Source organism: Streptomyces violascens (genome assembly GCF_014649955.1).
GTDB classification, from domain to species: domain Bacteria; phylum Actinomycetota; class Actinomycetes; order Streptomycetales; family Streptomycetaceae; genus Streptomyces; species Streptomyces violascens.
In genome coordinates this window covers 1-26,293 of record NZ_BMUA01000003.1, presented here as the reverse complement: position 1 = coordinate 26,293, position 26,293 = coordinate 1, and the positions used below count along the sequence as shown (strand labels likewise).

The window sequence follows — 26,293 nt, the reverse complement described above, 5'->3', positions numbered from 1 at the left end:
GCAGGAAGCAGAGACGACAGGTGACAGAAGCGATCCTCCTGGTCGGCGGCAAGGGCACGAGGCTGCGCCCGCTCACGGTGAACACGCCCAAGCCGATGGTTCCGGCGGCCGGCGTCCCCTTCCTCACCCACCAGCTGGCCCGGGCCCACGCGGCGGGCGTCGACCACATCGTCCTGGCCACCTCCTATCTGGCCGAGGTGTTCGAGCCGTACTTCGGCGACGGCTCCTCGCTCGGCCTCAGCATCGAGTACGTCACGGAGGACGAGCCGCTGGGAACGGGCGGCGCCATCCGCAACGTGGCGTCCCGTCTTCGCTCGGGCCCCGACGACCCGGTCCTGATCTTCAACGGCGACATCCTGACCGGCTTGGACATCAAGGCCCTCGTGGACACCCACAACACCTCCGGCGCGGACGTCTCCCTGCACCTGACCCGGGTCGACGACCCGAGGGCGTTCGGCCTGGTCCCCACGGACCCGACCGGCCGGGTGACGGCATTCCTGGAGAAGCCCCAGACGCCGGAGGAAATCGTCACGGACCAGATCAACGCGGGGGCGTACGTGTTCCGCCGCGCGGTGATCGACGAAATCCCGGAGGGCCGGCCGGTCTCCGTCGAACGGGAAACCTTCCCGGGGTTGCTGTCGGCGGGCGCCCACCTCCAGGGAATGGTGGATTCGACCTACTGGCTGGACCTGGGCACCCCGCAGGCCTTCGTCCGCGGCTCGGCGGACCTGGTCCTGGGCCGCGCCCCTTCCCCGGCCGTACCGGGCCGCTGCGGCGACCGCCTGATCCTCCCCACGGCCGAGGTGGCCCCCGACGCGAAGCTGACGGGCGGCACGGTGGTGGGCCACGGTGCGGTGGTGGGCGAGGGCGCGCGGATCACGGGCAGCACGATCCTGTCGGACGCGGTGGTCGAAGCGGGCGCGGTGATCACGGACTCGCTGGTCGGAGCGGGCGCGCGCATCGGTGCGCGGACGATCCTGGCGGGGGCGGTCGTGGGGGACGGCGCGAGAGTGGGTCCGGACAATGAGCTCCGCGAGGGGGTACGGGTGTGGTGCGGGGCGGTGCTGCCGACGGGGGCAGTGCGCTTCTCCTCGGACCAGTAGCCCGGGCCCCCGCTCCTCAAACGCCGGAGGGGCTGAGTCGGGGCTGTTTTCCGCTGCTTCCACTGCGGACGGGTGGGGGCTGGTCGCGCAGTTCCCCGCGCCCCTGGCAGCGCTGGACTTGGCAGGGTGCCCATGCAGGCATACCCAGCCTGTCATGGGGGTCCCCCCTGGCCCTTGAGGCCTTGGGGGAGTTTGAGGACGAGCGCCCTTCAGGCGCGAATGGGGTCTGGGGCGGAGCCCCGGGAAAACCGGCCTCACCCCATTCCAACCCCCGGAGGCCACGCGGCGGAGCCGCAGAGTGTCACAGCGGGAAGGGGTGGGGGGCAAAGCCGCGTACCCTCGAAGGGCACCCCACTCCCGAGGAACCCCCGTGGCAGGACGATTCGCCCCCCGCACACCCAGCCGCCGCCCCATCCCCGCCCCGCGCGCGGCAGGGCGGACCCGGACCTGGGCCCCGGCGGAGGGCCCCCTCGACCTCCCCCTGACCCTCGGCCCCCTCAGACGCGGCCCCGCAGACCCCACCTACCGCACCACCCCCGACGGAGCGGTATGGCGCACATCGAGAACCCCCGCCGGCCCCGCCACCCTGCGCGTGACCGCCACGAAGGACACCGCGCAGGCCGAAGCGTGGGGCGAGGGTGCGGAGTGGATGCTGGACCAACTCCCGGCCTTGCTGGGTGAGTTGGACGATCCCGGGGCCTTCGCGCCCCGCCACCGCCTCGTGGCGGAGGCACACCGCAGGCGGCCCGGCCTGCGCCTCGGCCGTACCGGCCTCGTCCTCGAATCCCTGATCCCCTCCGTGCTGGAGCAGAAGGTCACGACGACCGAGGCCTACCGCGCCTGGCGGCTCCTCGTCCGCAAGTACGGTGAGCCCGCCCCCGGCGCCCCCGACGGGATGTACGTCATGCCCGACGCCAGGACCTGGGCGCTGATCCCGTCCTGGGAGTGGCACCGCGCCGGCGTCGACTCCAAGCGCTCGGACACCGTGATGCGCGCGGTCAGGGTGGCCCGCCGCATGGAGGAGGCGGCCGCCATGGACCCCGCGAAGGCCGCCGAGCGGCTCCGGCTCATCCCCGGCATCGGCCCGTGGACCGCCGCCGAAACCCTTCAACGGGCCATCGGCGCCGCCGACTTGGTGACCGTCGGCGACCTCCATCTGCCCGGCATCATCGGCCACGCCCTCGCGGGCAACCGGAACGCCGACGACGCCGAGATGCTGGCGCTGCTCGAACCTTATGCGGGCCAGCGCCACCGGGCCGCCCGTCTGATCCTGCTCAGCGGCCGTACCCCGGAGCGCCGCGCCCCGCGCATGCAGCCCGGCAACATCGCCCCGCTGTAGGCGGGTTGAGCGAAGAGGGCCGGTTCAGCGGACCTCTATGAACGCCGACGCCTCCCGCTCGGGCCGCTCCCTCGGCGGCTCCGCCGCACGGCCCACCGCCACCGCCCCCATCGGGTCCCAATGGGCGGGCAGGTCGAGGGCGTCGCGTACGACATCGCGGCAGAACATCGTCGAGGACACCCACGCCGAGCCGAGCCGCTCGCCCGCGAGGGCCACCAGGAAGTTCTGGACGCCCGCGCCCGCCGCGACCACGAACATCTCGCGCTCGGCGCCGTCGCGGCGGGCGTCGCCGTAGGAGTGCGAGCCGTCCATCACCAGGCAGGGCACCACCAGGTACGGCGCGGCGCGCAGGACTTCGCCCCGCGCGACCCGCTTGGCGATCGACTCCTCGGACTTGCCGTCGCGGCGCAGGTCCTCGATCCAGGCGTCCCGCATCGCGTCGAGCAGCCGCGTGCGCGACTCCTCCGATTCGAGCAGCACGAAGCGCCAGGGCGTCGTGTGGTGCGGGGCAGGCGCGGTGACCGCCGCCGCCACCGCACGCCGTACCGCGCCAGGGTCGACGGGCTCGGCAGTGAAGGCCCGTACCGTACGCCGCTGGGTGACCGCCTCCCGTACCGCCTCCGAGGTGCCCAGGCGGAACATGTCGTCGGCCGAGGAGCGGACCATCTCGCGGGCCGAGCCCTCGCCCAGGACGTGGCCGAGCCCGCGGACCACGGCGACCGGAAGCCCGCCGGCCTTGCCCTTCACCAGGTCGCCCGCGGCGGCCAGCTCGTCGGCGAGCGAGACGACGGTCGCGCTCAGCGGATTGCCGTGCGCGTCCGTGCCGCCGCGTAGATCGTCCAGGACGCGTACGCCACTGGCGCCGATCGCCACATCGGTGAGCCCGTTGCGCCACGGCCGTCCGAAGGTGTCCGTGACGATCACGCCGACCTCGACGCCGAGCGTGTCGCGCAGCCCGGCGCGGATCGCGGCCGCCGAGGCGTCCGGGTCCTCGGGCAGCAACAGGACTGTCCCGGCAGGGGTGTTGGAGGCGTCGACGCCCGCCGCGGCCATGATCAGGCCCTGCCGGTTCTCGACTATGCGCAGGGTGCCGCGCCGGGCCACCACCCGTACGGTCTCGGCGTCTATGGCTGCCTCGCGGTCGGCGGCCCCGATGATCCGGCCCTCCGCCTTGGAGACGATTTTCGAGGTGACGAGCAGGATGTCGCCGTCGGCGAGCGCGGGCTCGGCCGCCGCGATCAGCTTCGCGAGGTCGTCACCGGCCCGCACCTCGGGAAGACCCGGCAGCGCCCACACCCGGAAGGAAGGGTTCACGCGCGGACCTCCTCCGCCAGCGTGAGGGCCTCGCGGGCCATCGCAGCCGTCGCGTCCAGGTCCGTCATCATCAGCGGCACGGCACGGCAGCGGATGCCCGCCTCCTCGATCCGCCCGACCGATCCGGCGTCCACGCTGTCGACCAGCCAGCCGTCGAGCAGCCCCGAGCCGTAGTGCTCGGCGACCGCCGCCGCCGTGGACTCCACGCCGACCGCCGCGAGCACCTTGTCGGCCATGCCGCGCACCGGGGCGTCGCCCACGATGGGGGAGAGGCCGACCACGGGCACGCCCGCCTCGGCGATCGCCTCGCGGATGCCCGGCACGGCCAGGATCGTGCCGACCGAGACGACCGGGTTGGACGGCGGGAACAGGATCACGTCGGCCGCGGCGATCGCGTCGAGGACGCCGGGCGCGGGCTTGGCCTGCTCGGCGCCGACCGGCACGACGGCCTGCGCGTCCACGGAGGCCCGCAGCTTCACCCAGTACTCCTGGAAGTGGACGGCCTTGCGCTCGCCGTCCACGTCGATGGCCACATGGGTCTCCACGCGGTCGTCGGACATCGGGATGAGCCGGACGCCGGGCTGCCAGCGAGCACACAGCGCCTCGGTGACGGCGCTCAGCGGATAGCCCGCGCCGAGCATCTGCGTACGGACGATGTGGGTCGCGAAGTCGCGGTCGCCGAGCCCGAACCACTCGGGCCCCACCCCGTATGCGGCGAGCTCCTCCTTCACGGTGAAGGACTCGTCGGTACGTCCCCAGCCCTGCTCCTCGTTGATGCCACCGCCCAGGGTGTACATCACGGTGTCGAGGTCGGGGCAGACCTTCAGGCCGAACAGATGGATGTCGTCACCGGTGTTGCCGATGACGGTGATGTCCGCGTCGGGGGCGGCGGACTTCAGACCACGGAGGAAGCGGGCACCACCGATGCCGCCTGCCAGAACCACAATGCGCATGCCGACAGTCTGTCAGGCGGAGCCCGATCCTTTGAGGGGCGGTGGTCGGGATTGGGGCCTCCCCTGTTCCTTCAGGACTTGGGGAAGGGTGGGAGCGTCAGGCGGGTACGACATCCTGGGCCGCCGGGGAGGAGCTCTGGCTGGCATGCATCGGCATGTCGGTGAGGCCCGGGTAGTAGACGTGCAGGCTGACGGCCGGTTCCAGGGAGTCGTTGACGACGTCGTGCACATAGCCCGGCGCGAAGACCCGCTGGGATCCGGCGCCCAGGTTCTGTACGCCGCGCTCGGTGCGCTCGGTCAGCTCGCCGGCCAGGACGGTCAGCACGCCGGAGGACGCGCCGTGGTCGTGGGCGCCGCTGCCCTGGCCGGGCACCCAGGACAGGAGCCAGACCTCGTAGCCGGGCCCGGTGCGCAGCCGGTGGTACCAGCGGGAGACCGCGTCGTACTGGACGAGGTGGGCCCACTGGGAGCGGTCGGCGGCGATCGAGCGGGCGAGTCCGGCGAACTCGGCGACGGTGGCGGGGTGCTCGCGGGCGGGCTGCAGGAGGTGCTGGACCTCAAGGATGTCGCCGGCGATCTGGAGGTCGCTGTGGCTGCTGTTCATGGTGCGGGGGTTCCTCGGCAGAAGTGCTGGGGTGTCGCAGATGAGGTGTCTCGCGGAGACGGCGGCCGCCCGGAGCGGACGCGTGGCGTCTCGGGGGAGGCGAGGGGAGAAGCTGGATCGCACGTGGCGCTGGAGGTGCGGAATCAACAGCTGGAACAGCAACAGCGAGCCTGGACAGCGCTGCGGAACCCACGGGTATGGGTCGCTCGGTGCGCTGCGGTCACTGACATGCGGTCCAGGAGAACGGGTCGGTGGGTGTGTTGTCAACCCAATGACCGATTTGGCGGCAATGTTTCACCTCATCCGGTTACTGGAGCCGGAGAAAGGTTTGTGCAGTCGCGGGGCCGGAGATGTGGCGCAGCAACTGTGCAACCAAACGCCGTTGCCTTCTCGTGATCCGAATGTGATCCGGGCCGCTTTCCGGGTACGGGCGCAACAAGATCAACAATCGGCTCGTCCTCCTCTGTGGTCACAGTCGAGCGGGGGTCGGGCGAACCGGTGAGGAGAGGCGTCGGCGTGGGGCAGTGGCGGGTGTCACCTTTTAACCGATTTGAACACTTTCCGCACGGCCTTGGTTCCGCAGAGTGAATACGGGGCCCAATAGCAGATCTCGGCTTGACTGGCCCGGATCCACGCACTTGTAATTTCACTCGTGTCGTTCAGCCGGATTCGGTAACGGCAACATCACGGGGCAGCAAAAGACAGACGAGGGGCGCACATGACCGAGCTGTTTCAGGAACTGCTGGTCGACGAGGCCGAAGAGGAGCTCGGCTGGCAGGAACGGGCACTCTGCGCCCAGACCGACCCCGAATCCTTCTTCCCCGAAAAGGGCGGCTCCACCAGGGAGGCCAAAAAGGTCTGCCTCGCCTGCGAAGTGCGCTCCGAATGCCTTGAGTACGCCCTCGCCAACGACGAGCGGTTCGGCATCTGGGGCGGTCTGTCCGAGCGCGAGCGCCGCCGTCTGAAGAAGGCCGCAGTCTGAACTCCTCGAGAAGGGCCGTCGAGAAGCGCCCTCGGGAAGGCCGCCGTCTGACCCCCGGCGACCGCCCTCGGGGGCCCAAACCGCCCAACTTCGTACACAACCAACGGTCCGTCCCCTGTGCCCCGTCCGCAGGCGGCGGACCGTTTGTGTGGCAGCCGTTAGTGTGGGGCGCTGTCCACGGCACTCCGGTCACGTCAGAGCCCGTCTCGCAACACCGGCCGCGCCGACCGCAGTCAGCACAGCAGCCTTCCGGGGCGGAGGGGCCCGTACCTCGATGTCCGTGCACAGCCAGTCGACGGCCCCGTACGAGGCGGCCGCGACTCCCGAGTTCCCCCGACATGTCGTCACCGCCGTGGTCGTCTCGCACGACGGCGCACGCTGGCTCCCCGACGTCCTGGCCGGACTCCTGGGCCAGGAACGCCCCGTGCAGAACGCGTACGCCGCCGACACCGGCAGTGCCGACGACTCCGCCCGCCTGGTCACCGAGGCCCTCGGCGCCGAACGCGTCCTGCACCTGGCCCGTCGCACCGGATTCGGCGCCGCCGTCGAGGAGGCCGCTCGCACGGCGCCCGTGCTCGGCCCCGAGGAACTGCCCTATCTGAAGCGCCCCAGCGGCTGGGACCCGGTCTCGCGCACCTGGCGCGACGACAGCTACGACCTGCCCGAACTCCCGCACGGCGAGCCCGTGCAGTGGCTCTGGCTGCTCCACGACGACTGCGCGCCGGAGCCCGACGCGCTCGCCGAACTGCTGCGCGTCGCCGACTCCAACCCCTATGCCGCGATCATCGGTCCCAAACTCCGCGGCTGGTACGACCGCAAGCAACTCCTCGAAGTGGGCGTCTCCATCGCCCACAGCGGGCGCCGCTGGACGGGCCTGGACCGGCGTGAACAGGACCAGGGCCAGCACGACCAGGTCCGCCCCGTGCTGTCGGTGTCCTCCGCGGGCATGCTGATCCGCCGTGACGTCTGGGACGAGCTCGGCGGCTTCGACCGCAGGCTGCCCCTGATGCGCGACGACGTCGACCTGTGCTGGCGCGCCCACGCCGCCGGCCACACCGTCCTCGTCGCCCCCGACGCCGCGGTCCGCCACGCCGAGGCCGCCGCCCGCGAGCGCCGCACCGTCGACTGCGCGGGCCGCTCGGTCGTCAACCCGCACCGGGTCGACAAGGCGGGCGCCGTCTACACCATGCTCGTCAACTCCCGTCCCGCACTGCTCCCTTACGTGCTGCTCCGCATCGTGATCGGCACGCTCCTGCGCACCGTCGCCTACCTCGTGGGCAAGGTGCCGGGGCAGGCCGTCGACGAGGTCATGGGCCTCTTCGGCACCCTGCTGCGGCCGGGCAGGATCCTCGCCGGACGCAAGCGGCGCGGCAAGAGCGGCGTCGAGGCGAGCGAGCTGCGCCCGCTGTTCCCGCCGCCCGGCGCCACCATCCGCGCCACCGTCGAATCCATGGCCGGCAGCCTCGGCGCTGGCACCGAGGACACCGGCGGCTCCCGGCACGGCGCCGTCGAATCCGGACCCGGCGGCGACGACGCCGACTTCCTGGAGATCGAGCAGTTCGCCCGCCTCAAGAAGATCGCCCGCAAACCGGCGCCGGTCCTCTTCGCGCTCCTTCTGCTCGTCTCCCTCGCCGCGTGCCGCGATCTGTTCGGCGGCGGCACCCTCATGGGCGGCGCCCTGCTGCCCGCCCCCGACCACATCGGCGGCCTGTGGGGCCGCTACGCCGACGCCTGGCACCCCATCGGCGCCGGCGGCACCCAGACCGCGCCGCCCTACCTGGCGATCATCGCCGTCCTGTCCGCGCTCTGCTTCGGCTCGACCGGCTTCGCGCTGACCCTGCTCCTGGTCTGCTCGGTCCCGCTGGCCGGGCTCACCGCGTACTTCGCCTCGCGCCCGCTCGTCGCATCCCGCCAGCTGCGCGCCTGGGCGGCCATCGCGTACGCCTTCCTGCCCGCCGCCACCGGCGCGCTCGCCGCGGGCCGGCTCGGCACCGCCGTCCTCGCGATCCTGTTGCCGCTGATCGGCCGGGCCGGGGTGTCCGCCGCCGGGTTCCGCGGCGACGGCGCGCGCGGCAGCTGGCGCGCCACCTGGACGTACGCGCTGCTCCTGACCATCGCGACGGCGTTCACGCCGGTCGTGTGGCCGGTCGCGGTGCTGCTCGGCATCGGCGTGCTCGGCCTGCGCCGGGGCGACCTCGGGGCGTACGGCCTGCGCTTCCTGGCCGCCGTCGGCACCCCGCTCCTGATGCTCGCGCCCTGGTCGCTGACCCTGGTCACCGGCCCGTCCGGCTTTCTCAGGGAAGCGGGCCTGGAGTACGGCGACGGCTCGGCCGGCGCGCTCGACCTGCTCGGGGCGAGCCCCGGCGGGCCCAAGACCATCGGCGGGCTGCTGCTCATCGGCTTCGTCGGAGCCGCGCTCGCAGCCCTGCTCCGCTCGGAGCGCACCGTCGCGATCCGCACCGCCTGGGCGGTCGCGCTCACCGGCTTCCTCTTCGCGGTCCTGTCGAACCACAGCGCCTGGGCGGGCCCCGCGACCCTCGTGTACGGGCTCGCGCTGCTCGCCGCCGGGGCGCTCGGCGCCGAGAACGGCCGGACCCGGGTCGCCGGGCACGGTTTCGGCTGGCGCCAGCCGGTCGCCGCTCTGATCGCGCTCGCGGCCGCCCTCGGCCCCGTGTACTCCGCCGCGAACTGGATGATCGGCGGCGCCGCGGGCCCGCTGGAGCGCCGCGACCCCGTGCAGGTACCGGCGTTCGTCGCCGAGGAGAGCGGCACCCGCGACCAGGCCCGCACCCTGGTCCTCGGCGGCACCTCGCCCGCCAAGGTCGCGTACACGCTGGTGAGGGGCTCGGGCGCCCAGCTCGGCGACGCCGAACTCGCCGCGTCCGGCGGCTCGGACGCCGGGCTCGGCAAGGTCGTCTCCAACCTCGTCGCAGGCTCCGGCGCCGACCAGTCGACCCAGCTCAGTGGCTACGCAGTGCGCTATGTGCTGGTCCGCGACGGCGCGCCCCGCTCCTTCGCGCGCACCCTCGACTCGACGCCCGGCCTCAGCCGCCTCAGCCAGCTCGACGGCAGCGCGCTGTGGCGGGTCGACCGCCAGGTCGCCCGCGCCGTGATCGTCCCGGCCAAGGGCGGCGAGAGCCTGCCCGTGGCCGCCGACCCCGTCGACATCCACACGAAGATCCCGGCGGACCAGGCGGGCGGCGTCCTGCGCATCGCCGACAAGGCCGCCCCCGGCTGGACCGCCACCCTCGACGGCAAGGCGCTCAAGAAGACCACCGTCGACGGCTGGGCCCAGGGCTTCGAACTCCCCTCCGGCGGGGGCAAGTTGGACGTCACCTACGACGCCCCCTTCACCCACACCGCCTGGATCTGGATGCAGGCAGCGCTCGCCCTGGTCCTGCTGGTGCTCGCCCTGCCGGGCCGCCGCCGCGAGATCGACGACGACCTGCCCGAGGCCGAGGAGACCCTGGCGGCTGTTCCCGCACAGCCCGCCGCGGGCGAGGGCCGCCGGGCCCGCAGGCTCCGCGCCCAGGCCGAGGTCCCCGGCGAGGCCCCGGGCGCCGGACAGCCCGCCGAGCAGGCCGGGATCCCGCAGCAGCCGGCGTACGACGAGTGGGACGCGGCGCAGTACGCCACCACCTCCCCGGCCGCCGACCCTGCCGAGTCCGACCAGCAGGCGCAGCAGCAGTACGACCCGTACCAGCAGCAGTACCCCGGCTACCAGCAGTACCCCGACGGCCAGTACGCCCAGGTCCCGTACCCCGAGCAGCACTATCCCGAGACCCCGTACCCCCAAGTCCCGGGCGCCGACGGCCAGTTCGGCCAGGGCCAGTACGCCGACGGGCAGGGGCAGCAGCCGTACGACCCCTACCAGCAGCAGGCGCAGGGCCAGCCGCTGCCGCAGGACGGGAGTTACGACCCGTACGGCTACGGATACCCGCCCGAGCAGCCCGAGCAGCAGCCGCACCGCCCCGACGGGAGCCAGCAGTGAAGCGCACCACCCTCTCCCTCGCCGCGGGGGCGGTCGCCCTCGCCGCGCTGACCGGCTTCGCCTCGCTCACCGCGCCCAGCGGCTCCGCCGACACCGGCGCCAAGTCCCCGGCCCGGCTGCCCGTCGAACGCTCCAGCCTGCTGTGCCCGGCGCCCAGCACCTCCGACCTGGCCCAGACGACGTACACCGCGTTCACCCCGAAGGGCGCCGCGGGCAGCCCGCAGGGCAAGCCGGGCACGGCCGTGCTGAGCCCGGCGGTGCCGCCGCCCGCCGATGCCGGCGCACCCTCGCCCGCCGCCTCGGCCGACAAGGCGAAGAACGGCAAGGGCAAGGACGGCAAGGACAAGAAGCCGGCCGACAAGCCCGCCTCCGACAAGCCGGTCATCTCCCTGAAGGAACCGGGCAAGCCGGCCGCCGCCACCGCGTCCGGCGCCGACGCACCCGCCCTCACCGGCTCCGCCGACGGCCTGCTCGCCCCGGGCTGGGCCGCCCAGCAGACCACCCAGATCATCGGCGGCGCCGGGCGCGCCCTGCTCGGCACCAGCTGCACCGCGCCGGACGCCGACTTCTGGTTCCCCGGCGCGTCCACGGCCAAGGACCGCCAGGACTACGTCCACCTGACCAACCCGGACGACACCGCGGCCGTCGCCGACATCGAGCTCTTCGGCAAGGACGGTCCCCTCAAGGCCGACATCGGCGAGGGCATCACGATCCCCGCCAAGTCGAGCGTCCCCGTTCTCCTCTCCACGCTGACCGGCACGGTGGCCGACGACCTGACGGTGCATGTCTCCACCCGGGCCGGCCGCGTCGGCGCGGTGGTGCAGGCCACGGACGCCAAGGCGGGCGCGGACTGGCTGCCCGCGTCGGCGGACGCGGCCGCCTCTCAGGTGCTTCCGGGCATCCCGGGCGACGCCACCGACGTACGCCTGATCGTGCACGCCAAGGGCGCGGACGACGCGGACCTCAAGGTGAAGCTCATGGGCAAGGGGGGCGGCTTCACACCGGCGGGGCTGGACACCGTCCACGTGAAATCGGGGATGACGGCGTCCTTTGATTTGAAGAACGTCACGAGGGGCGAGACGGGTTCCCTTCTGCTCACCCCGGTTTCGGACGGCAGCACTCCGGTCGTCGCGGCGCTGCGCGTGGTCCGTGGCACCGGCGACAAGCAGGAGACCGCCTTCATCCCGGCGACCAACCCGGTCGGCACCCGCTCGACGGTCACCGACAACCGTGACAAGGCCGCCACGCTCGCGCTGACGGCGCCGGGCACCAAGGACGCCACGGTGAAGGTCACCTCCTCCGCGGGCACCGAGGCCGGGGAGCCGCAGTCCAAGACGTACACCGTGAAGGCCGGCACCACCCTCGCCGTCGACCCGCCGGTCCCCTCCGGCCTCAAGGGCTCGTACGCGCTGACCGTGGAGCCCGATCCGAACGGCGGGCCCGTCTACGCCTCGCGCACGCTGGCGATCACGCAGGACGGGGTCCCGATGTTCACGGTGCAGACGCTGGCCGACGACAAGGGCACGGTCGCCGTACCGGCCGCCTCCCAGGACCTCTCGGTCCTGGAGAAGTAGGCCAGGAGAAAGAAGAGGGCGCTCAGTCCTGTCCGTACCGCGGGTCGACCGACTCGGGTGCCAGGCCCAGGAGTTCGGCGACCTGCTCGACCACGACCTCGTGGACGAGCAGCGCGCGCTCGTCCCGGTTCTTGGTGCGGATCTCGACCGGCCGGCGGTAGACCAGGATCCGGGCGGGCCGGTCCTTGCCTGCCGGGAGCGCACGGCCCAGCGGCACCGCCTCGTCGCTCCAGGCCGCCGATTCCCCGTCGTCGTCCGCGGTGCCCAGGGAGTCCTTGAACGGCACGTCGGTGACCAGGAACTCCACCTCCGCCAGCTGCGGCCAGCGCCGCTCCAGGCGCTCCACGGAGTCGAGCACGAGATCGCGGAAGGTCTCGGCCCTGCTGGCCGAGAGCGGCACCTGGGGAGGCGCCACGGGCCCGCGCATGCCACGGCCGTGCCGGTCGCGGCGCCGGGGCCCCGATCGGGAGCCAGTACCTTCGGCTGAGCTGGAGCTGTCCATCACTGACGCAGCGTAGCCCTCCGGAGCCGGTGGCGATCGCGGCGACGGCCCGGGGGACCGCATGTCGCGGGCGTGGCGCGCGCATGGCGCGGGCATGTCGCGGGATGACCATTTCGGCCACGCATGAGAGCGGTTACCGGCCCGTCCGACACCTAGGATTTCGCGTCGTTTGACCGAATCGTTCCCAAGTGGCGGTCGGCGCAAGGGCGGTAACCGCCCGTGGCCCCCTGTTCCCGTGCAGGTCAGCGCAGTTGCTCGGGCGCCTCCTGTGTGCGAGCTCACACCGCGACACGGGGGAGTGACCTGGTGGAGAGTCGTCGCGGCCCGGTCAAGAGTGCGGTACCGTCCAACGTCGTGAGCCCTGTACGTCGCTGTTCGCGCACCGCGTGCGGCCGCCCTGCCGTCGCGACACTGACGTACGTCTACGCGGACTCGACCGCAGTTCTCGGTCCGCTCGCCACCTACGCCGAACCCCACTGCTACGACCTGTGCGCCGAGCACAGCGAGCGCCTGACCGCGCCCCGCGGCTGGGAGGTCGTCCGTCTGACGGATGCCTCCGCCCCGGCCCGCCCCAGCGGCGACGACCTGGAGGCGCTCGCCAACGCCGTGCGGGAGGCCGCGCGCCCCCAGGAGCGCGCCGCCGAGCCCGGCGGAGCGCGCGCGGCGGACCCGGCGGAAGTCGGCCGCCGAGGCCATCTGCGCGTCTTGCCCTCGCCCGAATCCTGACCCCGAACCGCCGTCGTCGGAGGGTCTCCCCAGCTGGTGTCCCGCAACCCACAGGTGTCGCGGCCGAGTTGACACAGTCGAGCCGGGTCCACCGAAGCTGTGGCCGGCGCACAGGTGGCGGCGGGTAGTTTGGGAGCCCGGTCGGCGCTCCGGGGAGGGCGCCGTCGACGACATCAGGGAAGGTTGGGCCGTGGCTGCTGATCTGTCGCAGATCGTGAAGGCGTACGACGTCCGCGGAGTGGTGCCGGATCAGTGGGACGAGTCCCTTGCCGAGCTCTTCGGCGCGGCCTTCGTCACCGTGACGCGGGCGGACGCCATTGTCGTCGGCCACGACATGCGGCCCTCGTCGCCCGGCCTCTCGGCGGCCTTCGCGCGCGGCGCGGCCGCCCTGGGCACTGACGTCACCCTCATCGGCCTGTGCTCCACGGACCAGCTGTACTACGCCTCCGGCGCGCTGGACATGCCGGGCGCGATGTTCACCGCCTCGCACAACCCGGCCCAGTACAACGGCATCAAGATGTGCCGCAAGGGCGCGGCCCCGGTCGGCCAGGACACCGGTCTCGCCGAGATCCGCGAGCTGGTCGAGCGGTGGTCCGAGCAGGGCGCCCCGGCCCCGGCGGCTGAGGCGGGCACGATCGGCGAGCGCGAGACGTTGACGGACTACGCGGCCCATCTCCTGTCCCTCGTCGACCTCTCCTCCATCCGCCCCCTGAAGGTCGTGGTCGACGCGGGCAACGGCATGGGCGGGCACACCGTGCCCACCGTGTTCGCGGGCCTGCCCCTCGACCTGGTCCCGATGTACTTCGAGCTCGACGGCACCTTCCCCAACCACGAGGCCAACCCGCTCGACCCGGCGAACATCGTGGACCTCCAGGCCCGCGTCATCGCCGAGGGCGCGGACCTCGGCCTCGCCTTCGACGGCGACGCCGACCGCTGCTTCGTCGTCGACGAGCGGGGCGAGCCGGTCTCGCCCTCCGCGATCACCGCCCTGGTCGCGGCCCGCGAGCTGGCCCGGCACCCCGGCGGCACCGTGATCCACAACCTGATCACCTCGTGGTCCGTCCCCGAGGTGGTCCGCGAGAACGGCGGCACCCCCGTCCGCACCCGGGTCGGCCACTCCTTCATCAAGCAGGAGATGGCGGCCACCGGAGCGATCTTCGGCGGCGAGCACTCCGCGCACTACTACTTCGCCGACTTCTGGAACGCGGACACCGGCATGCTGGCCGCGCTCCACGTCCTTGCCGCGCTGGGCGGCCAGGAGGGCAGCCTCTCCGCCCTCGTCGCCCAGTACGACCGTTACGCGGGCTCCGGCGAGATCAACTCCACGGTCGACGACCAGGCCGCCCGCGCGGCGGCGGTCCGCGCGGCCTACGAGGGCCAGGAGGGCGTCACCCTGGACGAGCTCGACGGCCTGACCGTCACCGCCCAGGACTGGTGGTTCAACCTGCGCGCCTCCAACACCGAGCCCCTGCTGCGCCTGAACGTCGAGGCGCGCGACGTCCCGACGATGGCGAAGGTACGGGACGAGGTCCTGGCGATCGTCCGGGGCTGAGGCAGGCCCGACCGGGGCGCATGCGCGGTCGGCTTCCGACGGGCGTGGGCGGCCGGCCCGCCCACGCCCCGCGCCGGGTGCTGCCCATGCCCACACGGGTGGGACTCCCTTCACCGGGCACGCACCCCGCCCACCCCGGCGGTAGGCTGACCTGGCCCGACCCCCGCGCGCGTTCCGGACGCGTACGGAACGAAGAATCGCCGAAGGGAACCCCATGCCGCTCGAAGCCGGCCTCCTCGAGATCCTCGCCTGCCCGGCCTGCCACGCCCCGCTCAGCGACGCGACCTCGGCGGACGAGCCCGAGCTGATCTGCACCGGCAAGGACTGCGGCCTCGCCTACCCCGTGCGCGACGGCATCCCGGTCCTCCTGGTGGACGAGGCCCGCCGCCCCGCGTGAGCAGGGTGCGGGCCCAGCCCGCGCACTCCCGGTAACCCGTCAAGCCAGAGCCGGAGGCCGACCTACATGCTCGACGAGTCGCTGCTCGATGCACCGGAAGCCCTCGCCAGGGCCGACCGCCGTGGGCTGTTGCGCGGCGCGGCGGAGGCGGGCGCCCGCGTCCGCACCGCGGCCCGGCACGCGGCCGAGGCCGGTATCGCCGAGCTGAAGCCGGAGGGCCGGCCCCGGTCCGTACTGATCGCGGGCCCCGGCACCGCGGCGGCCGGCGTGGCCGACCTGATCACGGCGCTCGCCGGGGCGTCCGCACCGGTCACCCGCCTGGAGTCCACCGGCGTCGCACCCGCCGCGGGCGCTCTGCGCTGGAGCCTGCCGGGCTGGGCGGGCTCCGTCGACCTGCTGCTCATCACCACCACCGACGGCACCGAGCCGGGCCTGGCCCTCCTCGCCGAGCAGGCCTACCGCAGGGGCTGCAACGTCGTCGCGGTCGCCCCGCAGCGCTCTCCGCTCGCGGAGGCCGTGGACGGGGTGCACGGTCTGGTCGTCCCGATGGCGTCGGCCCCCTTCGAACCCGACGAGGCGGAGATGTCCGCCGCGAGCCCGGGCGCCCTGTGGTCGCTCTTCACGCCCCTGCTCGCGCTCCTCGACCGGGTCGGGCTGCTCAGCGCGCCCCCCGAGACCATCGAGAAGGTCGCCGCCCGCCTGGACCGCACCGCGGAACGCTGCGGCCCGGCGATCGCGACGTACAGCAATCCCGCGAAGACGCTCGCCTCCGAGCTCGCCGAGTCGCTTCCGCTCATCTGGACCGAGGGCATGGGCGCGGCTCCGGCCGGACGCCGGTTCGCCGCCGTGCTCAGCGAGCTGTCCGGCCACCCGGCGCTCGCCGCCGAGCTCCCCGAGGCGCTGCCCGCGCACGGCGTGCTGCTTGCGGGTTCGCTCGCGGCCGGCGCCGACCCGGACGACTTCTTCCGCGACCGCGTGGAGGAGCCCGAGCACCTGCACGCCCGCGTCGTCCTGCTGCGCGACCGCCCCGTCGGCGGCCTCTCCGCCGCCCCGGCCGCCCGCGAACTCGCGCTGAGCCACGACACCCCGATCAGCGAACTCGAACCCGAGGAGGGCAACGAGCTCGAATGCCTCGCCGAGCTCCTCGCCATCACCGACTTCGCGACCGTGTACCTGACGATCGCGTCGACCTGACCCCGCCCGCGCCGCGCGGCCGGGGTCTGCCCAGGGACAGGGCGCCTGTCACAGCCAGTCCGCCACCGGGAAGCCAATAGCCTTCGGCAGCCCCCGAATGCGGAACCCCCGAATGCGGAACCCCCGAATGCGGAACGTCTCCCGGAACCGTCTTCCGGAGCCGGCTTCCGGAACCCGAAAGAGAACACAGGACGACCCATGGACCGTCTCACCAACACCATCCGTCCCTACGCCTGGGGCTCCACCACCCTCATTCCGGAACTCCTCGGCGCCACCCCCAGCGGCGAGCCCCAGGCCGAGATGTGGATGGGCGCCCACCCCGGAGCCCCGTCCCGGCTCGACCGCGGCACGGGCCCGACATCGTTGTCAGACGTGATCGCGGCGGACCCGGCGGGCGAGCTGGGCCGCGCGGCCCTGGCCCGTTTCGGCCCCCGCCTGCCCTTCCTGCTCAAGCTCCTCGCGGCCGGCGCCCCCCTCTCCCTCCAGGTCCACCCCGACCTCGCGCAGGCGAAGGAGGGCTACGAGGCCGAGGAGCGGGCCGGGGTCCCGATCGACGCCCCGCACCGCAACTACAAGGACGCCAACCACAAGCCCGAACTCATCTGTGCGCTCACGCCCTTCGAGGGCCTGTGCGGCTTCCGCGCGCCGGAGGAGGCCGCGCAGACCCTGGCGGCCCTTGAAGTCGACTCGCTCAAGCCGTACGTCGACCTGCTGCGCGCCCACCCCGTCGAGGCGGCCCTGCGCGAGGTCCTCACCGCCGTACTGAGCGCCGACCGCGAGGAGGTGGCGGCGACGGTGACCGAGACGGCCGCCGCGTGCGAACGCCTGGGCGGCGCGCAGTACACGGCGTACGCCTCCCTCGCGCACCACTACCCCGGAGATCCGGGTGTGATCGCGGCGACGCTGCTCAATTACGTCCAACTCCAGCCCGGTGAAGCCCTGTTCCTCGGCGCCGGGGTGCCGCACGCCTACCTCGGCGGCCTGGGTGTGGAGATCATGGCCAACTCCGACAACGTCCTTCGCTGCGGTCTGACTCCCAAACATGTCGACGTCCCCGAACTGCTCCGGGTCGTACGCTTCGAGCCGACCGACCCCGGCGTGCTGCGCCCCGAGGCGTCGGCGGCGGGGGAGGAGCTGTACGAGACCCCGATCGACGAGTTCCGCCTGTCCCGTTTCGTACGGGCGGAGGGCGCGGCCCCCACCGACCTGACGGCCCGGACCCCGCAGATCGTCCTCTGCACGGCGGGCAGCCCCTCGGTCGGGGGGGTGACACTGACCCCGGGTGCGTCCGTATTCGTACCGGCAGAGGAGAAGTCCGAACTGTCCGGTACGGGAACGGTGTTCCGCGCCACGGTGGTTGCCTGATGTAACAATGTGCCGCCGCGGGGTCCGGCATCGGCCGGCCCCGCAGAGGGCAACCGACGAAGGGAAGACGGCTACTCCATGAGCGCGTCAGGCGGAACCAAGGCCATCGTGGCGGCGCTGAGCGCCAACCTCGCCATCGCGGTGGCGAAGTTCGTGGCGTTCCTGTTCAGCGGTTCGTCGTCGATGCTCGCGGAGAGCGTGCACTCGCTCGCCGACTCGGGCAACCAGGGCCTGTTGCTGCTCGGCGGCAAGAAGGCCCAGCGCGAGGCGACGCCCCAGCACCCCTTCGGCTACGGCCGCGAGCGCTACATCTACGCGTTCCTGGTCTCGATCGTGCTGTTCTCGGTCGGCGGCATGTTCGCCGTCTACGAGGGCTACGAGAAGATCCAGCACCCGCACGCGATCGAGGCCTGGTACTGGCCGGTCGGCGTGCTGGTCTTCGCGATCGTCGCGGAGGGCTTCTCGTTCCGTACGGCCATCAAGGAATCGAACGTCACCCGGGGCGGCCTGTCCTGGAAGGAGTTCATCCGCCGGGCGAAGGCTCCCGAACTCCCGGTCGTCCTCCTGGAGGACTTCGGCGCGCTGGTCGGCCTGGTCCTGGCCCTCCTCGGCGTGGGCCTCGCGCTGGCCACGGGCGACGGTGTCTGGGACGGCATCGGCACGCTGTGCATCGGCGTCCTGCTGATCCTGATCGCCCTCATCCTGGCGGCGGAGACCAAGTCGCTGCTGCTCGGCGAGTCGGCGGGCGCGGACGAGGTGGCGAAGATCAAGGCGGCGATCGTGGACGGCGACACGGTGACCTCGGTCATCCACATGCGCACGCTCCACCTGGGCCCCGAGGAACTCCTCGTGGCCGCCAAGATCGCCGTCCAGCACGACGACACGGCCCAGGAGGTCGCCACCGCGATCAACGAGGCGGAGTCCCGAATCCGCGCGGCCGTCCCGATCGCCAGGGTGATCTACCTGGAGCCGGACATCTACAGCGCGGAGGAAGCAGCGGCGGGCCCCGACCCCGCCGCCACCCCGGGCGGCCGCTGAGGGGTTCAGGGGGCCGGCCCCCAACGACACCCACCGTCCCGAGGCCGACGAGTGTTCCCTCGGAGGGCGTCTCGCGGGGTGGCCGATCCAGCCCATCCGGCGTTTGAGGAGCGGGGTCTGGGACGGAGTCCCAGCGGCCACCCGCCGACCGGCAGCCGAACGACCCCCCTCGGAGGGTCTCGGGAAGGGGCGGGGAGAAAACCCCACCCCAGCCCTACCCACCGCCTACCGGATCTCCCCCAGCACCTCCAGCACCGCCGCCGCATCCCCCGCCTCCGACAACCGCCCCCGGAACCCCGTATCCATCAACTTCCGGGACAGCAGCGCCAGAATCCGCAGATGCTCATCCCCTGCCGCAGCCTCCGGCACGGAGATCATGAAGATGAGCTTGGCCCGGGTCCCGTCGAGCGACCCCCACTCGATGCCCTCGGCAGACCGGGCGAACCCCACGGTCGGCACCGACACCGCATCGGTCTTCGCATGCGGAATGGCGATCTCCTCGCCGAGCCCGGTCGTCCCCTGAGCCTCCCGCGCGAGGGCGACCCGTACGAGTTCGTCGACGTCCCGTACGTTCCCGGTCGAGGCCAGCATCTCGGCCATCTCCCGGATCGCGGCGTCCTTGTCGTGCGAGGCGAGCTGAACCTTGACGGTCCGGGCGGTGAGATACCCGGAGAGCACCTCGGGCGCGGCGGTGGAGCCAGGACGTTCCGAGGCCTGCACGGACAGGGCAGAAGCACCCTGATCACCGGAACCCGCAGGAACACCAGCGCCCGCGGCACCCGCACCGCCCGCAGACCCACCGGCACCCGTACCACCGGAACCCGCACCCGCACCAACAGCCACCCCAGCCAAAGCAGGCTCAGGAACCACGGCAGCAGCGGTCCCAGCCTCTCCCCGCCGGCCCCTCCGTTCCTTGATGTCGATCAGCGCATTCGTGGTCAGCGCGGTGACAGCCGTACCGATGGCGATGGCCACGAAGAACATCGCCGCCCCGCCCACGGCCCCGAACAGCGAAACGATCGGCCCGCCGTGCGGAACGGAGTCCGTCACCCCGGCGACACCCGCGACCGCACCGGCCACCGCGCCACCCAGCATGTTCGCGGGGATGACCTGGGCCGGACGCGCCGCGGCGAACGGAATCGCACCTTCCGAGATGCCGAAGAAGCCCATGAACAGCGCCGCGATACCGGTCTCCCGCTCCTGGTCGGTGTAGAGCTTGCGCCGCAGCAGCGTGGCCAGGCCCTGGCCGAGCGGCATGACCGGAATGGCCGCGGCAGCCATGCCCATGACGGCGTTGTTCGTTCCGATCAGACCCACCGCGACGAGGAACGCCGTCTTGTTGACCGGCCCGCCCATGTCGAACGCGATCATGAGACCGATCAGCGCGCCGAGCACGATCGCACTGGATCCGGTCATGCCGTTGAGCCAGCTGGTCAGATGCGTGAACACCCAGGAGATCGGCTGCCCGATCACGTAGATGTAGAACAGCCCCAACGCCAGCGTCGACACGATCGGGATCACGATGATCGGCATGATCGGCTGAACGAACTTCGGCACCTTGACCTTGCGGATCCAGATCACGAGATATCCGGCGAGGAAGCCGGTCGCGATGGCGCCAAGGAAGCCCGCGTTGGCGTCGGCACCGTAGATGGTGACCCCGTCGTACGCGAGGAAGCCGCCGATCATGCCGGGCACCAGGGCGGGCCGGTCGCCGAGGGCGAAGGCGATGTAACCGGAGAAGATCGGCAGCATCAGCTTGAAGCCCAGCGTGCCGAGCGTGTTGACGTAGAACCAGAACGAGTCCTTGTCGAACTCGATGCCCTTCGGCGTACTGTGCCCGCCCAGCGCGATCGAGACGGCGAGCAGCAGACCGCCGACCACCACGAACGGGATCATGTGCGAGACGCCGTTCATCAGCGCCTTGTACGCGGCACTGCGCTCCTTGCCGCCACCCGCACCCCCGCCACCACCGCCGGCCGGGAGGCCGTGGTCGCCCGCGTGCACGGCCGCGCTCTGCACCTGCTCGATGAGCTGCTCGGGACGGTGAATGCCGTCGGCGACGGGCACGCTCAGCACTTTCTTGCCGGCGAACCGATCGAGCGCGACGTCCTTGTCGGCCGCGATGATGATGCCGTCCGCCTCTCTGACATCGTTGTCAGAGAGCACGTTTTCGGCCCCGATGGAGCCCTGCGTCTCCACCTTCATCTCAATGCCGAGCGCCGCCGCGGCCTGGGCCAGCTTCTCGGCGGCCATGTAGGTGTGAGCGATGCCGGTCGGACAGGCGGTCACCGCGAGCAGCTTCAACTTCCGCTGCCCCTCGCTAGCCGGACTGGTCACGTGGAGGTCTCCTAACGCTTCGCGCCTCGTCGCGCAGATCGTGCGTACGGTCCGCTCGTATCCCGAGCCGGGCCGCCCCAAGCATCCTCCATCAGGCAAGGGCCGGATCAAAAGTCCGTTAGGCCTGGTTCGTCCGGACTCTGGTCCCGATTTCCCGCCGAGGCCATTGGCCGGGCACGCTGGGGCACGCTCGGCCGATCGGTGTAGATTCGTGACCAGAGCCAGACGTCGCTGCTGATGGCGGTCGGTCGGTCCTCCATGGACCCGGCCGAGGGAGAGAGGGCCTCCGACGGACTGCGCTGCGAGCGCGTTCGGGCACTCCCATGCCCATCGCCGCGCCCGCAGACCAGCCGTACCCACCCTCGCCACCAACCCACGAGGAGCAGCCCGCCATGACGACTGACGCCACCGGCGCCGGCCAGGACTTCAAGGTCGCCGACCTCTCCCTCGCCGCCTTCGGCCGCAAGGAGATCACCCTCGCCGAGCACGAGATGCCCGGCCTGATGTCGATCCGCAAGGAGTACGCCGCCACGCAGCCGCTGGCCGGCGCCCGCATCACCGGCTCGCTGCACATGACCGTGCAGACCGCTGTGCTGATCGAGACCCTGGTCGCCCTCGGCGCCGAGGTCCGCTGGGCCTCCTGCAACATCTTCTCCACCCAGGACCACGCGGCCGCCGCCATCGCGGTCGGCCCGAACGGCACCCCCGACGCCCCCGCCGGCGTCCCGGTCTACGCCTGGAAGGGCGAGACCCTGGAGGAGTACTGGTGGTGCACGGAGCAGGCGCTGACCTGGCCGAACACCCCCACCGGCGGCCCGAACATGATCCTGGACGACGGCGGCGACGCCACCCTCCTGGTGCACAAGGGCGTCGAGTTCGAGAAGGCCGGCGCGGTCCCGGACCCGTCGACGGCGGACTCCGAGGAGTACGCCCAGATCCTCGCCGTGCTGAACCGCACCCTGGGTGAGAACCCCCAGAAGTGGACCCAGCTCGCCTCCGAGATCCGCGGCGTGACGGAGGAGACCACCACCGGTGTCCACCGCCTGTACGAGATGATGCGCGACGGCGACCTCCTCTTCCCGGCGATCAACGTGAACGACGCCGTGACGAAGTCCAAGTTCGACAACAAGTACGGCTGCCGCCACTCCCTGATCGACGGCATCAACCGCGCCACCGACGTCCTCATCGGCGGCAAGACCGCCGTCGTGTGCGGCTACGGCGACGTGGGCAAGGGCTGCGCGGAGTCCCTGCGCGGACAGGGCGCCCGCGTGATCATCACCGAGATCGACCCGATCTGCGCGCTCCAGGCGGCGATGGACGGCTACCAGGTCACGACGCTGGACGAGGTCGTCGACAAGGCGGACATCTTCGTCACCACGACGGGCAACAAGGACATCATCATGGCCGCCGACATGGCCAAGATGAAGCACCAGGCGATCGTCGGGAACATCGGCCACTTCGACAACGAGATCGACATGGCCGGCCTGGCCAAGATCCCGGGCGTCGTCAAGGACGAGGTCAAGCCCCAGGTGCACACCTGGACCTTCCCCGACGGCAAGGTCCTGATCGTCCTCTCCGAGGGCCGCCTGCTGAACCTCGGCAACGCGACCGGTCACCCCTCCTTCGTCATGTCGAACTCCTTCGCGGACCAGACGCTGGCCCAGATCGAGCTCTTCACCAAGCCGTCCGAGTACCCGACCGACGTCTACGTGCTGCCCAAGCACCTCGACGAGAAGGTCGCCCGCCTCCACCTGGCGTCGCTCGGCGTCAAGCTCACCGAACTCCGCCCGGAGCAGGCCGCGTACATCGGCGTAGAGGTAGAGGGCCCGTACAAGCCGGACCACTACCGCTACTGAGCACCTGACACCGGCCCCCCGGTGACTGCAGGGCGTCGGGCCCAACAGCCCCTGCAGTCACCGGAGTTGGCGCATCGTCGGCTCAGCCGCCACCGGCGCTCGGGCTCCATCGGTACGTCAATCGGTACCCGGGCAGGTCATCGGTACTGAGGCAGGCCCCCGCACCCCCGTGACGGGGGCCTGCCCCGTACCGCCCCCACACCGAGTCAGCGCCCGACTCCCGAGGACCCCGAGATCCCATGCCCCGCGGCCGTTATTCGCTTCACGATCCCCACGACCACACCCCTCTCGGCGAAGAACACTTCCACTGCGCGCCCGGCCCCTCCGGCTGGCGCTACGTCTCCCAGCTCACCACCCCCTCCGGAGACCATGCGGGCTCCGTAGACCTGGCACTCGACGAACTCGGCCGACCGATCCGCCTTGAACTCCATGCCGCTGGCTGGCAGGTACGAGGCGCCGCGCTCGACGGCGTCACCTGGGTCCGTACGGACCCCTTCGGGGTCCACGCCACCGAAGGCAATGTCCGCGCCCACGCCTTCGCCGGCAGTTCCCCCGCGTTCCTGGTCGCCACCTCCCGTCTGCTCCGCCTCACCCCCCAGTCCCCGACGACGCGCGTCCGCCTCGTCGCCTTCACGGACCCGGTCCTCGCCCCCCGGACGATCGACCAGTCCTGGGCCCTGATGAACAGTGAAGCGCACGCCACTGACAATGGCCCCCTGACCGTGGACGAGTACCAGGTCAGCGCTCTGGACACGGGGGAGCAGCACACCGTCCACATCGCGGGTGACGTGGTCCTCGCGGCCCCAGGCATCGAGCTGGAATCCCTGGAATCCCCACCCTCGACGTTCCCCACGCCGTAGCCCCGGGCACCGAACGCGCGAACACCCCGGCCCGGACGGCTGGGCGCCCGTTCCCCGCCACCGGCGGCCCAACTCGGGCCCACCGTCAGGCAGGTGGCGCGAACCCCGTCGAACGCACGCGAGACTCAGCGCTGTTCGCCACCTCGACACCTGTCACCCCGGAACCAGCCGGCCCAGCGGCACCACCCGAAGCCGGCAGACCCGCCAACGGGAAAACCGCAGCCGGATCCGGGGCCGGCTGCGGCCTCGCGCCAGAAGCCCGAACCGGACCCGGGCCCAGGCCCCCGAAGCCGGGCGGAGCAACCGCAGACACCGTGCCACCGGCAGCCCACCCCGCCCCGAACGCCCGTCGCGCATCCCGAGCCTGGCGCTCGCCCACCACACCGGCCAGATAGGCGGCAGGCGGCACCCCGTCCGGGAGGGGCGTCCCCGTACAGGCCGCCATGTCCTCGGCCAGGCGGACCGCCATCGTCCAGCTCACCTGCGGGTCGAGCTGTCGCATACGCATCAGGTACTGGCGCACCGCAAGCCACAGCGCGTCCGGCACGCGCGACAGATCCAGCCCGGCGAACCGCCCGACCAGCCACGGCGGCGGAGGTGGAACGGCCGCGGCCCACCCCGACGACACCCGTTCCCGCACGACCAGCGTCCCCGCGAAGACGTCCCCGATCCGCCGCCCGCGCTCAGAGACGAGCGACGCGATACAGGCGACGACCCCGAAGGTCAGCAGAATCTCGATGACCCCCATGGCCCCGCGCACCAGTGCGTGCCGGAACCGGATCGGCCCCCCGTCGTCCCGCACCACCCGCAGCCCACAGGCAAGCTTCCCCAGCGACCGCCCGTGCGACAGCGTCTCGACCGCTATGGGGCCCCCGACCAGCACGAGCACGAACAGGGCCACGGTTGTCGCGGCCTGGGCAGCGGCATCCAGCGATGCAGTGGCGAACAACATGACCAACGAGACCAATATGTACGCCGCCCACACCACGGCCAGATCGATCACCAACGCCAGCGCCCGACTCGGCAACCGCGCAGGCCGCAGCCCCAGTACGACCGCATCCCCCGTGACCAGCGCGCTCACCCGATACCCCACCCTCCACAGACAACGGACTTGCCCACCCCTTAGACCACCCAGTCTGCCAAGCTGGCCCGCAGCGCGCCGCAGTAGTACGGACCGTACGCACCCAGTGCCTGGAGCAGCAGCAGAACATGGACCTCGACGTCTTCGTGACCGCCCACCACGCGGAGTGGGACCGCCTCGAACACCTCCTGCACCGCGGCCGCCGCCTCACGGGCGCCGAGGCGGACGAGCTGGTGACGCTCTACCAGCGCACGTCCACCCACCTCTCCCACATACAGTCCAGCGCCCCGGACCCCCTGCTCACCGCCCGCCTGACGCAACTGGTGGCCCGCGCGCGTTCCACCGTCACCGGCACCCGCCGCGCGACCTGGCGCGATGCCGCCCACTTCCTTACGGAGGGCTTCCCGGCGGCCGTCTACCGCTCCCGCCGCTGGTGGATCCCCGCGGCGCTGACCTCCATAGCCGTCGCCGCGGTCATCGGGTGGTGGATAGGAACCCACCCGGAAGTCCAGTCCGCGATAGCCGCGCCCGACGCCCTGCGCCAGATGACGCGGCCGGGCGGTGAATACGAGACGTACTACTCGAGCCACCCAGCAGCGTCCTTCGCGGCCCAGGTCTGGACGAACAACGCCCAGGCCACCGCAATGTGCCTGGTTCTGGGCGCCTTCCTCGGCATCCCGGTGCTGTGGATCCTCTTCCTCAACATGCTCAACCTGGGCGTCGGCATCGGCCTCATGTCGTCCGCAGGACGCCTCGACACCTTCCTCGGCCTGGTCCTGCCGCACGGCCTCCTGGAACTGACCGCGGTGTTCGTGGCCGCAGGTACGGGCATGCGTCTCGGCTGGACCGTCGTCGACCCGGGCCCGCGCACCCGCCGAGCAGCCCTCGCCGAACAGGGCCGCGCAGCCGTAGGCATGGCCATCGGCCTGGCCCTGGTGCTGTTCGTCTCCGGCATGATCGAGGGCTTCGTAACCCCCTCAGGCCTCCCCACCTGGGCCCGAATCACCATCGGCATCGCTGCCGAACTGGCCTTTCTTGTGTACGTCTACGTCCTGGGCGGCCGAGCCGCACGAGCCGGCGAGGTGGGCGACGTCGAGGCCACGGCCCGCAGCGCCGAGCTCCCGACGGCCGCGTGATGTGCGCACGACCCCTCTGACCTGCTACTGTCCTCTTCGCCCACAAAAACCGTTGACACGGTCGGAGTGGGGAGGTAGATTCAAACGGTTGCCCCGGACTGGACAAGTTCGGGAGCACTAGCTAGCATCTCTCTCGCTCTCATCGGAAATTGAATTTCTGAATGATGAGCCATCTCGATTCATCATTCGAAGTCAACGAAGCCGATTCGGTCGGCCGAAAAGCCTCTGATAGAGTCGGAATCGCCGAAAAGGGAAACGCGAAAGCGGATATCGAATCGGCAGCCCGCTCCAGCGGGTGGCAGAAACGGGAAATCGGATCTGCTAAGCTGGAAACACGAAATACCGAAGGGAAGCGCCCGGAGGAAAGCCCGAGAGGGTGAGTACGAAGG

21 protein-coding genes are annotated in these 26,293 nt (G+C 71.7%); 14 read left to right on the top strand and 7 right to left on the bottom strand.

Going from position 1 to position 26,293, the window contains the following annotated elements:
* Window positions 1-20 precede the first annotated feature (20 nt).
* Both manB and IE206_RS08530 read left to right on the top strand, forming a co-directional pair.
* Window positions 21-1,103: a mannose-1-phosphate guanylyltransferase gene (manB, locus tag IE206_RS08535; RefSeq protein WP_189961452.1), complete on the top strand. Its 1,083-nt coding sequence runs from the start codon at window positions 21-23 to the stop codon at window positions 1,101-1,103.
* Between the two features lie 370 nt (window positions 1,104-1,473).
* The gene (locus tag IE206_RS08530) at window positions 1,474-2,442 is read left to right on the top strand and encodes a DNA-3-methyladenine glycosylase family protein (RefSeq protein ID WP_189961451.1); all 969 of its coding nucleotides are present in this window, start codon (window positions 1,474-1,476) and stop codon (window positions 2,440-2,442) included.
* Window positions 2,443-2,466: 24 nt separating this feature from the next.
* Here the strand turns inward: IE206_RS08530 and IE206_RS08525 are convergent, their stop codons facing one another.
* The 3 genes from IE206_RS08525 to IE206_RS08515 all read right to left on the bottom strand — a co-directional run bounded on the left by IE206_RS08525 (window position 2,467) and on the right by IE206_RS08515 (window position 5,313).
* Window positions 2,467-3,756 (bottom strand): coenzyme F420-0:L-glutamate ligase, encoded by a 1,290-nt coding sequence (locus IE206_RS08525; protein WP_189961450.1) that lies wholly within the window; start codon window positions 3,754-3,756, stop codon window positions 2,467-2,469.
* The gene (cofD, locus tag IE206_RS08520; protein WP_189961449.1) at window positions 3,753-4,709 is read right to left on the bottom strand and encodes a 2-phospho-L-lactate transferase; all 957 of its coding nucleotides are present in this window, start codon (window positions 4,707-4,709) and stop codon (window positions 3,753-3,755) included. The genes IE206_RS08525 and cofD overlap by 4 nt, the downstream gene beginning before the upstream one ends.
* Before the next feature lie 97 nt (window positions 4,710-4,806).
* Window positions 4,807-5,313, bottom strand: a complete 507-nt coding sequence (locus IE206_RS08515) for a cysteine dioxygenase (protein ID WP_189961448.1) — start codon at window positions 5,311-5,313, stop codon at window positions 4,807-4,809.
* Between the two features lie 718 nt (window positions 5,314-6,031).
* On the opposite strand from IE206_RS08515, the gene IE206_RS08510 reads away from it, so the two are divergent.
* The 3 genes from IE206_RS08510 (at window position 6,032) to IE206_RS08500 (ending at window position 11,860) form a co-directional block, all read left to right on the top strand.
* Window positions 6,032-6,295 carry a WhiB family transcriptional regulator gene (locus IE206_RS08510; protein WP_053723761.1) on the top strand — a complete coding sequence of 88 codons (264 nt, stop codon included), beginning with the start codon at window positions 6,032-6,034 and terminating at the stop codon, window positions 6,293-6,295.
* A gap of 274 nt (window positions 6,296-6,569) precedes the next feature.
* Window positions 6,570-10,286: a glycosyltransferase family 2 protein gene (locus tag IE206_RS08505; RefSeq protein WP_189961447.1), complete on the top strand. Its 3,717-nt coding sequence runs from the start codon at window positions 6,570-6,572 to the stop codon at window positions 10,284-10,286.
* Window positions 10,283-11,860: a DUF5719 family protein gene (locus tag IE206_RS08500; protein WP_189961446.1), complete on the top strand. Its 1,578-nt coding sequence runs from the start codon at window positions 10,283-10,285 to the stop codon at window positions 11,858-11,860. Before IE206_RS08505 ends, IE206_RS08500 begins: the two co-directional genes overlap by 4 nt.
* Before the next feature lie 22 nt (window positions 11,861-11,882).
* Here the strand turns inward: IE206_RS08500 and IE206_RS08495 are convergent, their stop codons facing one another.
* Window positions 11,883-12,425, bottom strand: coding sequence for a metallopeptidase family protein (locus IE206_RS08495; RefSeq protein ID WP_189961445.1), 543 nt, complete (start codon window positions 12,423-12,425; stop codon window positions 11,883-11,885).
* Window positions 12,426-12,668: 243 nt separating this feature from the next.
* Between IE206_RS08495 and IE206_RS08490 the strand changes: the two genes are divergently transcribed.
* The 6 genes from IE206_RS08490 to IE206_RS08465 all read left to right on the top strand — a co-directional run bounded on the left by IE206_RS08490 (window position 12,669) and on the right by IE206_RS08465 (window position 18,634).
* Window positions 12,669-13,088, top strand: coding sequence for a DUF3499 domain-containing protein (locus IE206_RS08490; RefSeq protein ID WP_189961444.1), 420 nt, complete (start codon window positions 12,669-12,671; stop codon window positions 13,086-13,088).
* Between the two features lie 190 nt (window positions 13,089-13,278).
* Window positions 13,279-14,640, top strand: a complete 1,362-nt coding sequence (locus tag IE206_RS08485; protein WP_189961443.1) for a phosphomannomutase/phosphoglucomutase — start codon at window positions 13,279-13,281, stop codon at window positions 14,638-14,640.
* 214 nt (window positions 14,641-14,854) lie between these two features.
* Window positions 14,855-15,037, top strand: coding sequence for a Trm112 family protein (locus tag IE206_RS08480; RefSeq protein WP_053723767.1), 183 nt, complete (start codon window positions 14,855-14,857; stop codon window positions 15,035-15,037).
* Window positions 15,038-15,103: 66 nt separating this feature from the next.
* Complete coding sequence (locus tag IE206_RS08475; RefSeq protein WP_189961442.1) at window positions 15,104-16,231, top strand: SIS domain-containing protein; 1,128 nt, start codon at window positions 15,104-15,106, stop codon at window positions 16,229-16,231.
* Window positions 16,232-16,429: 198 nt separating this feature from the next.
* Complete coding sequence (manA, locus tag IE206_RS08470; RefSeq protein WP_189961441.1) at window positions 16,430-17,596, top strand: mannose-6-phosphate isomerase, class I; 1,167 nt, start codon at window positions 16,430-16,432, stop codon at window positions 17,594-17,596.
* 78 nt (window positions 17,597-17,674) lie between these two features.
* On the top strand, window positions 17,675-18,634 hold the full coding sequence (locus IE206_RS08465; protein ID WP_189961440.1) for a cation diffusion facilitator family transporter: 960 nt from the start codon (window positions 17,675-17,677) through the stop codon (window positions 18,632-18,634).
* Between the two features lie 225 nt (window positions 18,635-18,859).
* Here the strand turns inward: IE206_RS08465 and IE206_RS43400 are convergent, their stop codons facing one another.
* Window positions 18,860-20,971, bottom strand: a complete 2,112-nt coding sequence (locus IE206_RS43400) for a fructose-specific PTS transporter subunit EIIC (RefSeq protein WP_308433913.1) — start codon at window positions 20,969-20,971, stop codon at window positions 18,860-18,862.
* Between the two features lie 392 nt (window positions 20,972-21,363).
* On the opposite strand from IE206_RS43400, the gene ahcY reads away from it, so the two are divergent.
* Both ahcY and IE206_RS08450 read left to right on the top strand, forming a co-directional pair.
* Complete coding sequence (gene ahcY / locus IE206_RS08455; RefSeq protein WP_189961439.1) at window positions 21,364-22,827, top strand: adenosylhomocysteinase; 1,464 nt, start codon at window positions 21,364-21,366, stop codon at window positions 22,825-22,827.
* 239 nt (window positions 22,828-23,066) lie between these two features.
* Window positions 23,067-23,687 carry a hypothetical protein gene (locus IE206_RS08450; RefSeq protein WP_189961438.1) on the top strand — a complete coding sequence of 207 codons (621 nt, stop codon included), beginning with the start codon at window positions 23,067-23,069 and terminating at the stop codon, window positions 23,685-23,687.
* 85 nt (window positions 23,688-23,772) lie between these two features.
* On the opposite strand, the gene IE206_RS08445 is transcribed toward IE206_RS08450, so the two are convergent.
* The gene (locus IE206_RS08445; RefSeq protein ID WP_189961437.1) at window positions 23,773-24,768 is read right to left on the bottom strand and encodes an RDD family protein; all 996 of its coding nucleotides are present in this window, start codon (window positions 24,766-24,768) and stop codon (window positions 23,773-23,775) included.
* Between the two features lie 128 nt (window positions 24,769-24,896).
* Here IE206_RS08445 and IE206_RS08440 point away from each other — a divergent pair, with 128 nt between their 5' ends.
* On the top strand, window positions 24,897-25,904 hold the full coding sequence (locus IE206_RS08440; protein WP_189961436.1) for a stage II sporulation protein M: 1,008 nt from the start codon (window positions 24,897-24,899) through the stop codon (window positions 25,902-25,904).
* A 139-nt stretch (window positions 25,905-26,043) separates the two neighbouring features.
* Here the strand turns inward: IE206_RS08440 and IE206_RS42365 are convergent.
* Window positions 26,044-26,293 (bottom strand): hypothetical protein (locus IE206_RS42365; RefSeq protein WP_229853176.1); only part of this gene is annotated, 250 nt, incomplete at its 5' end.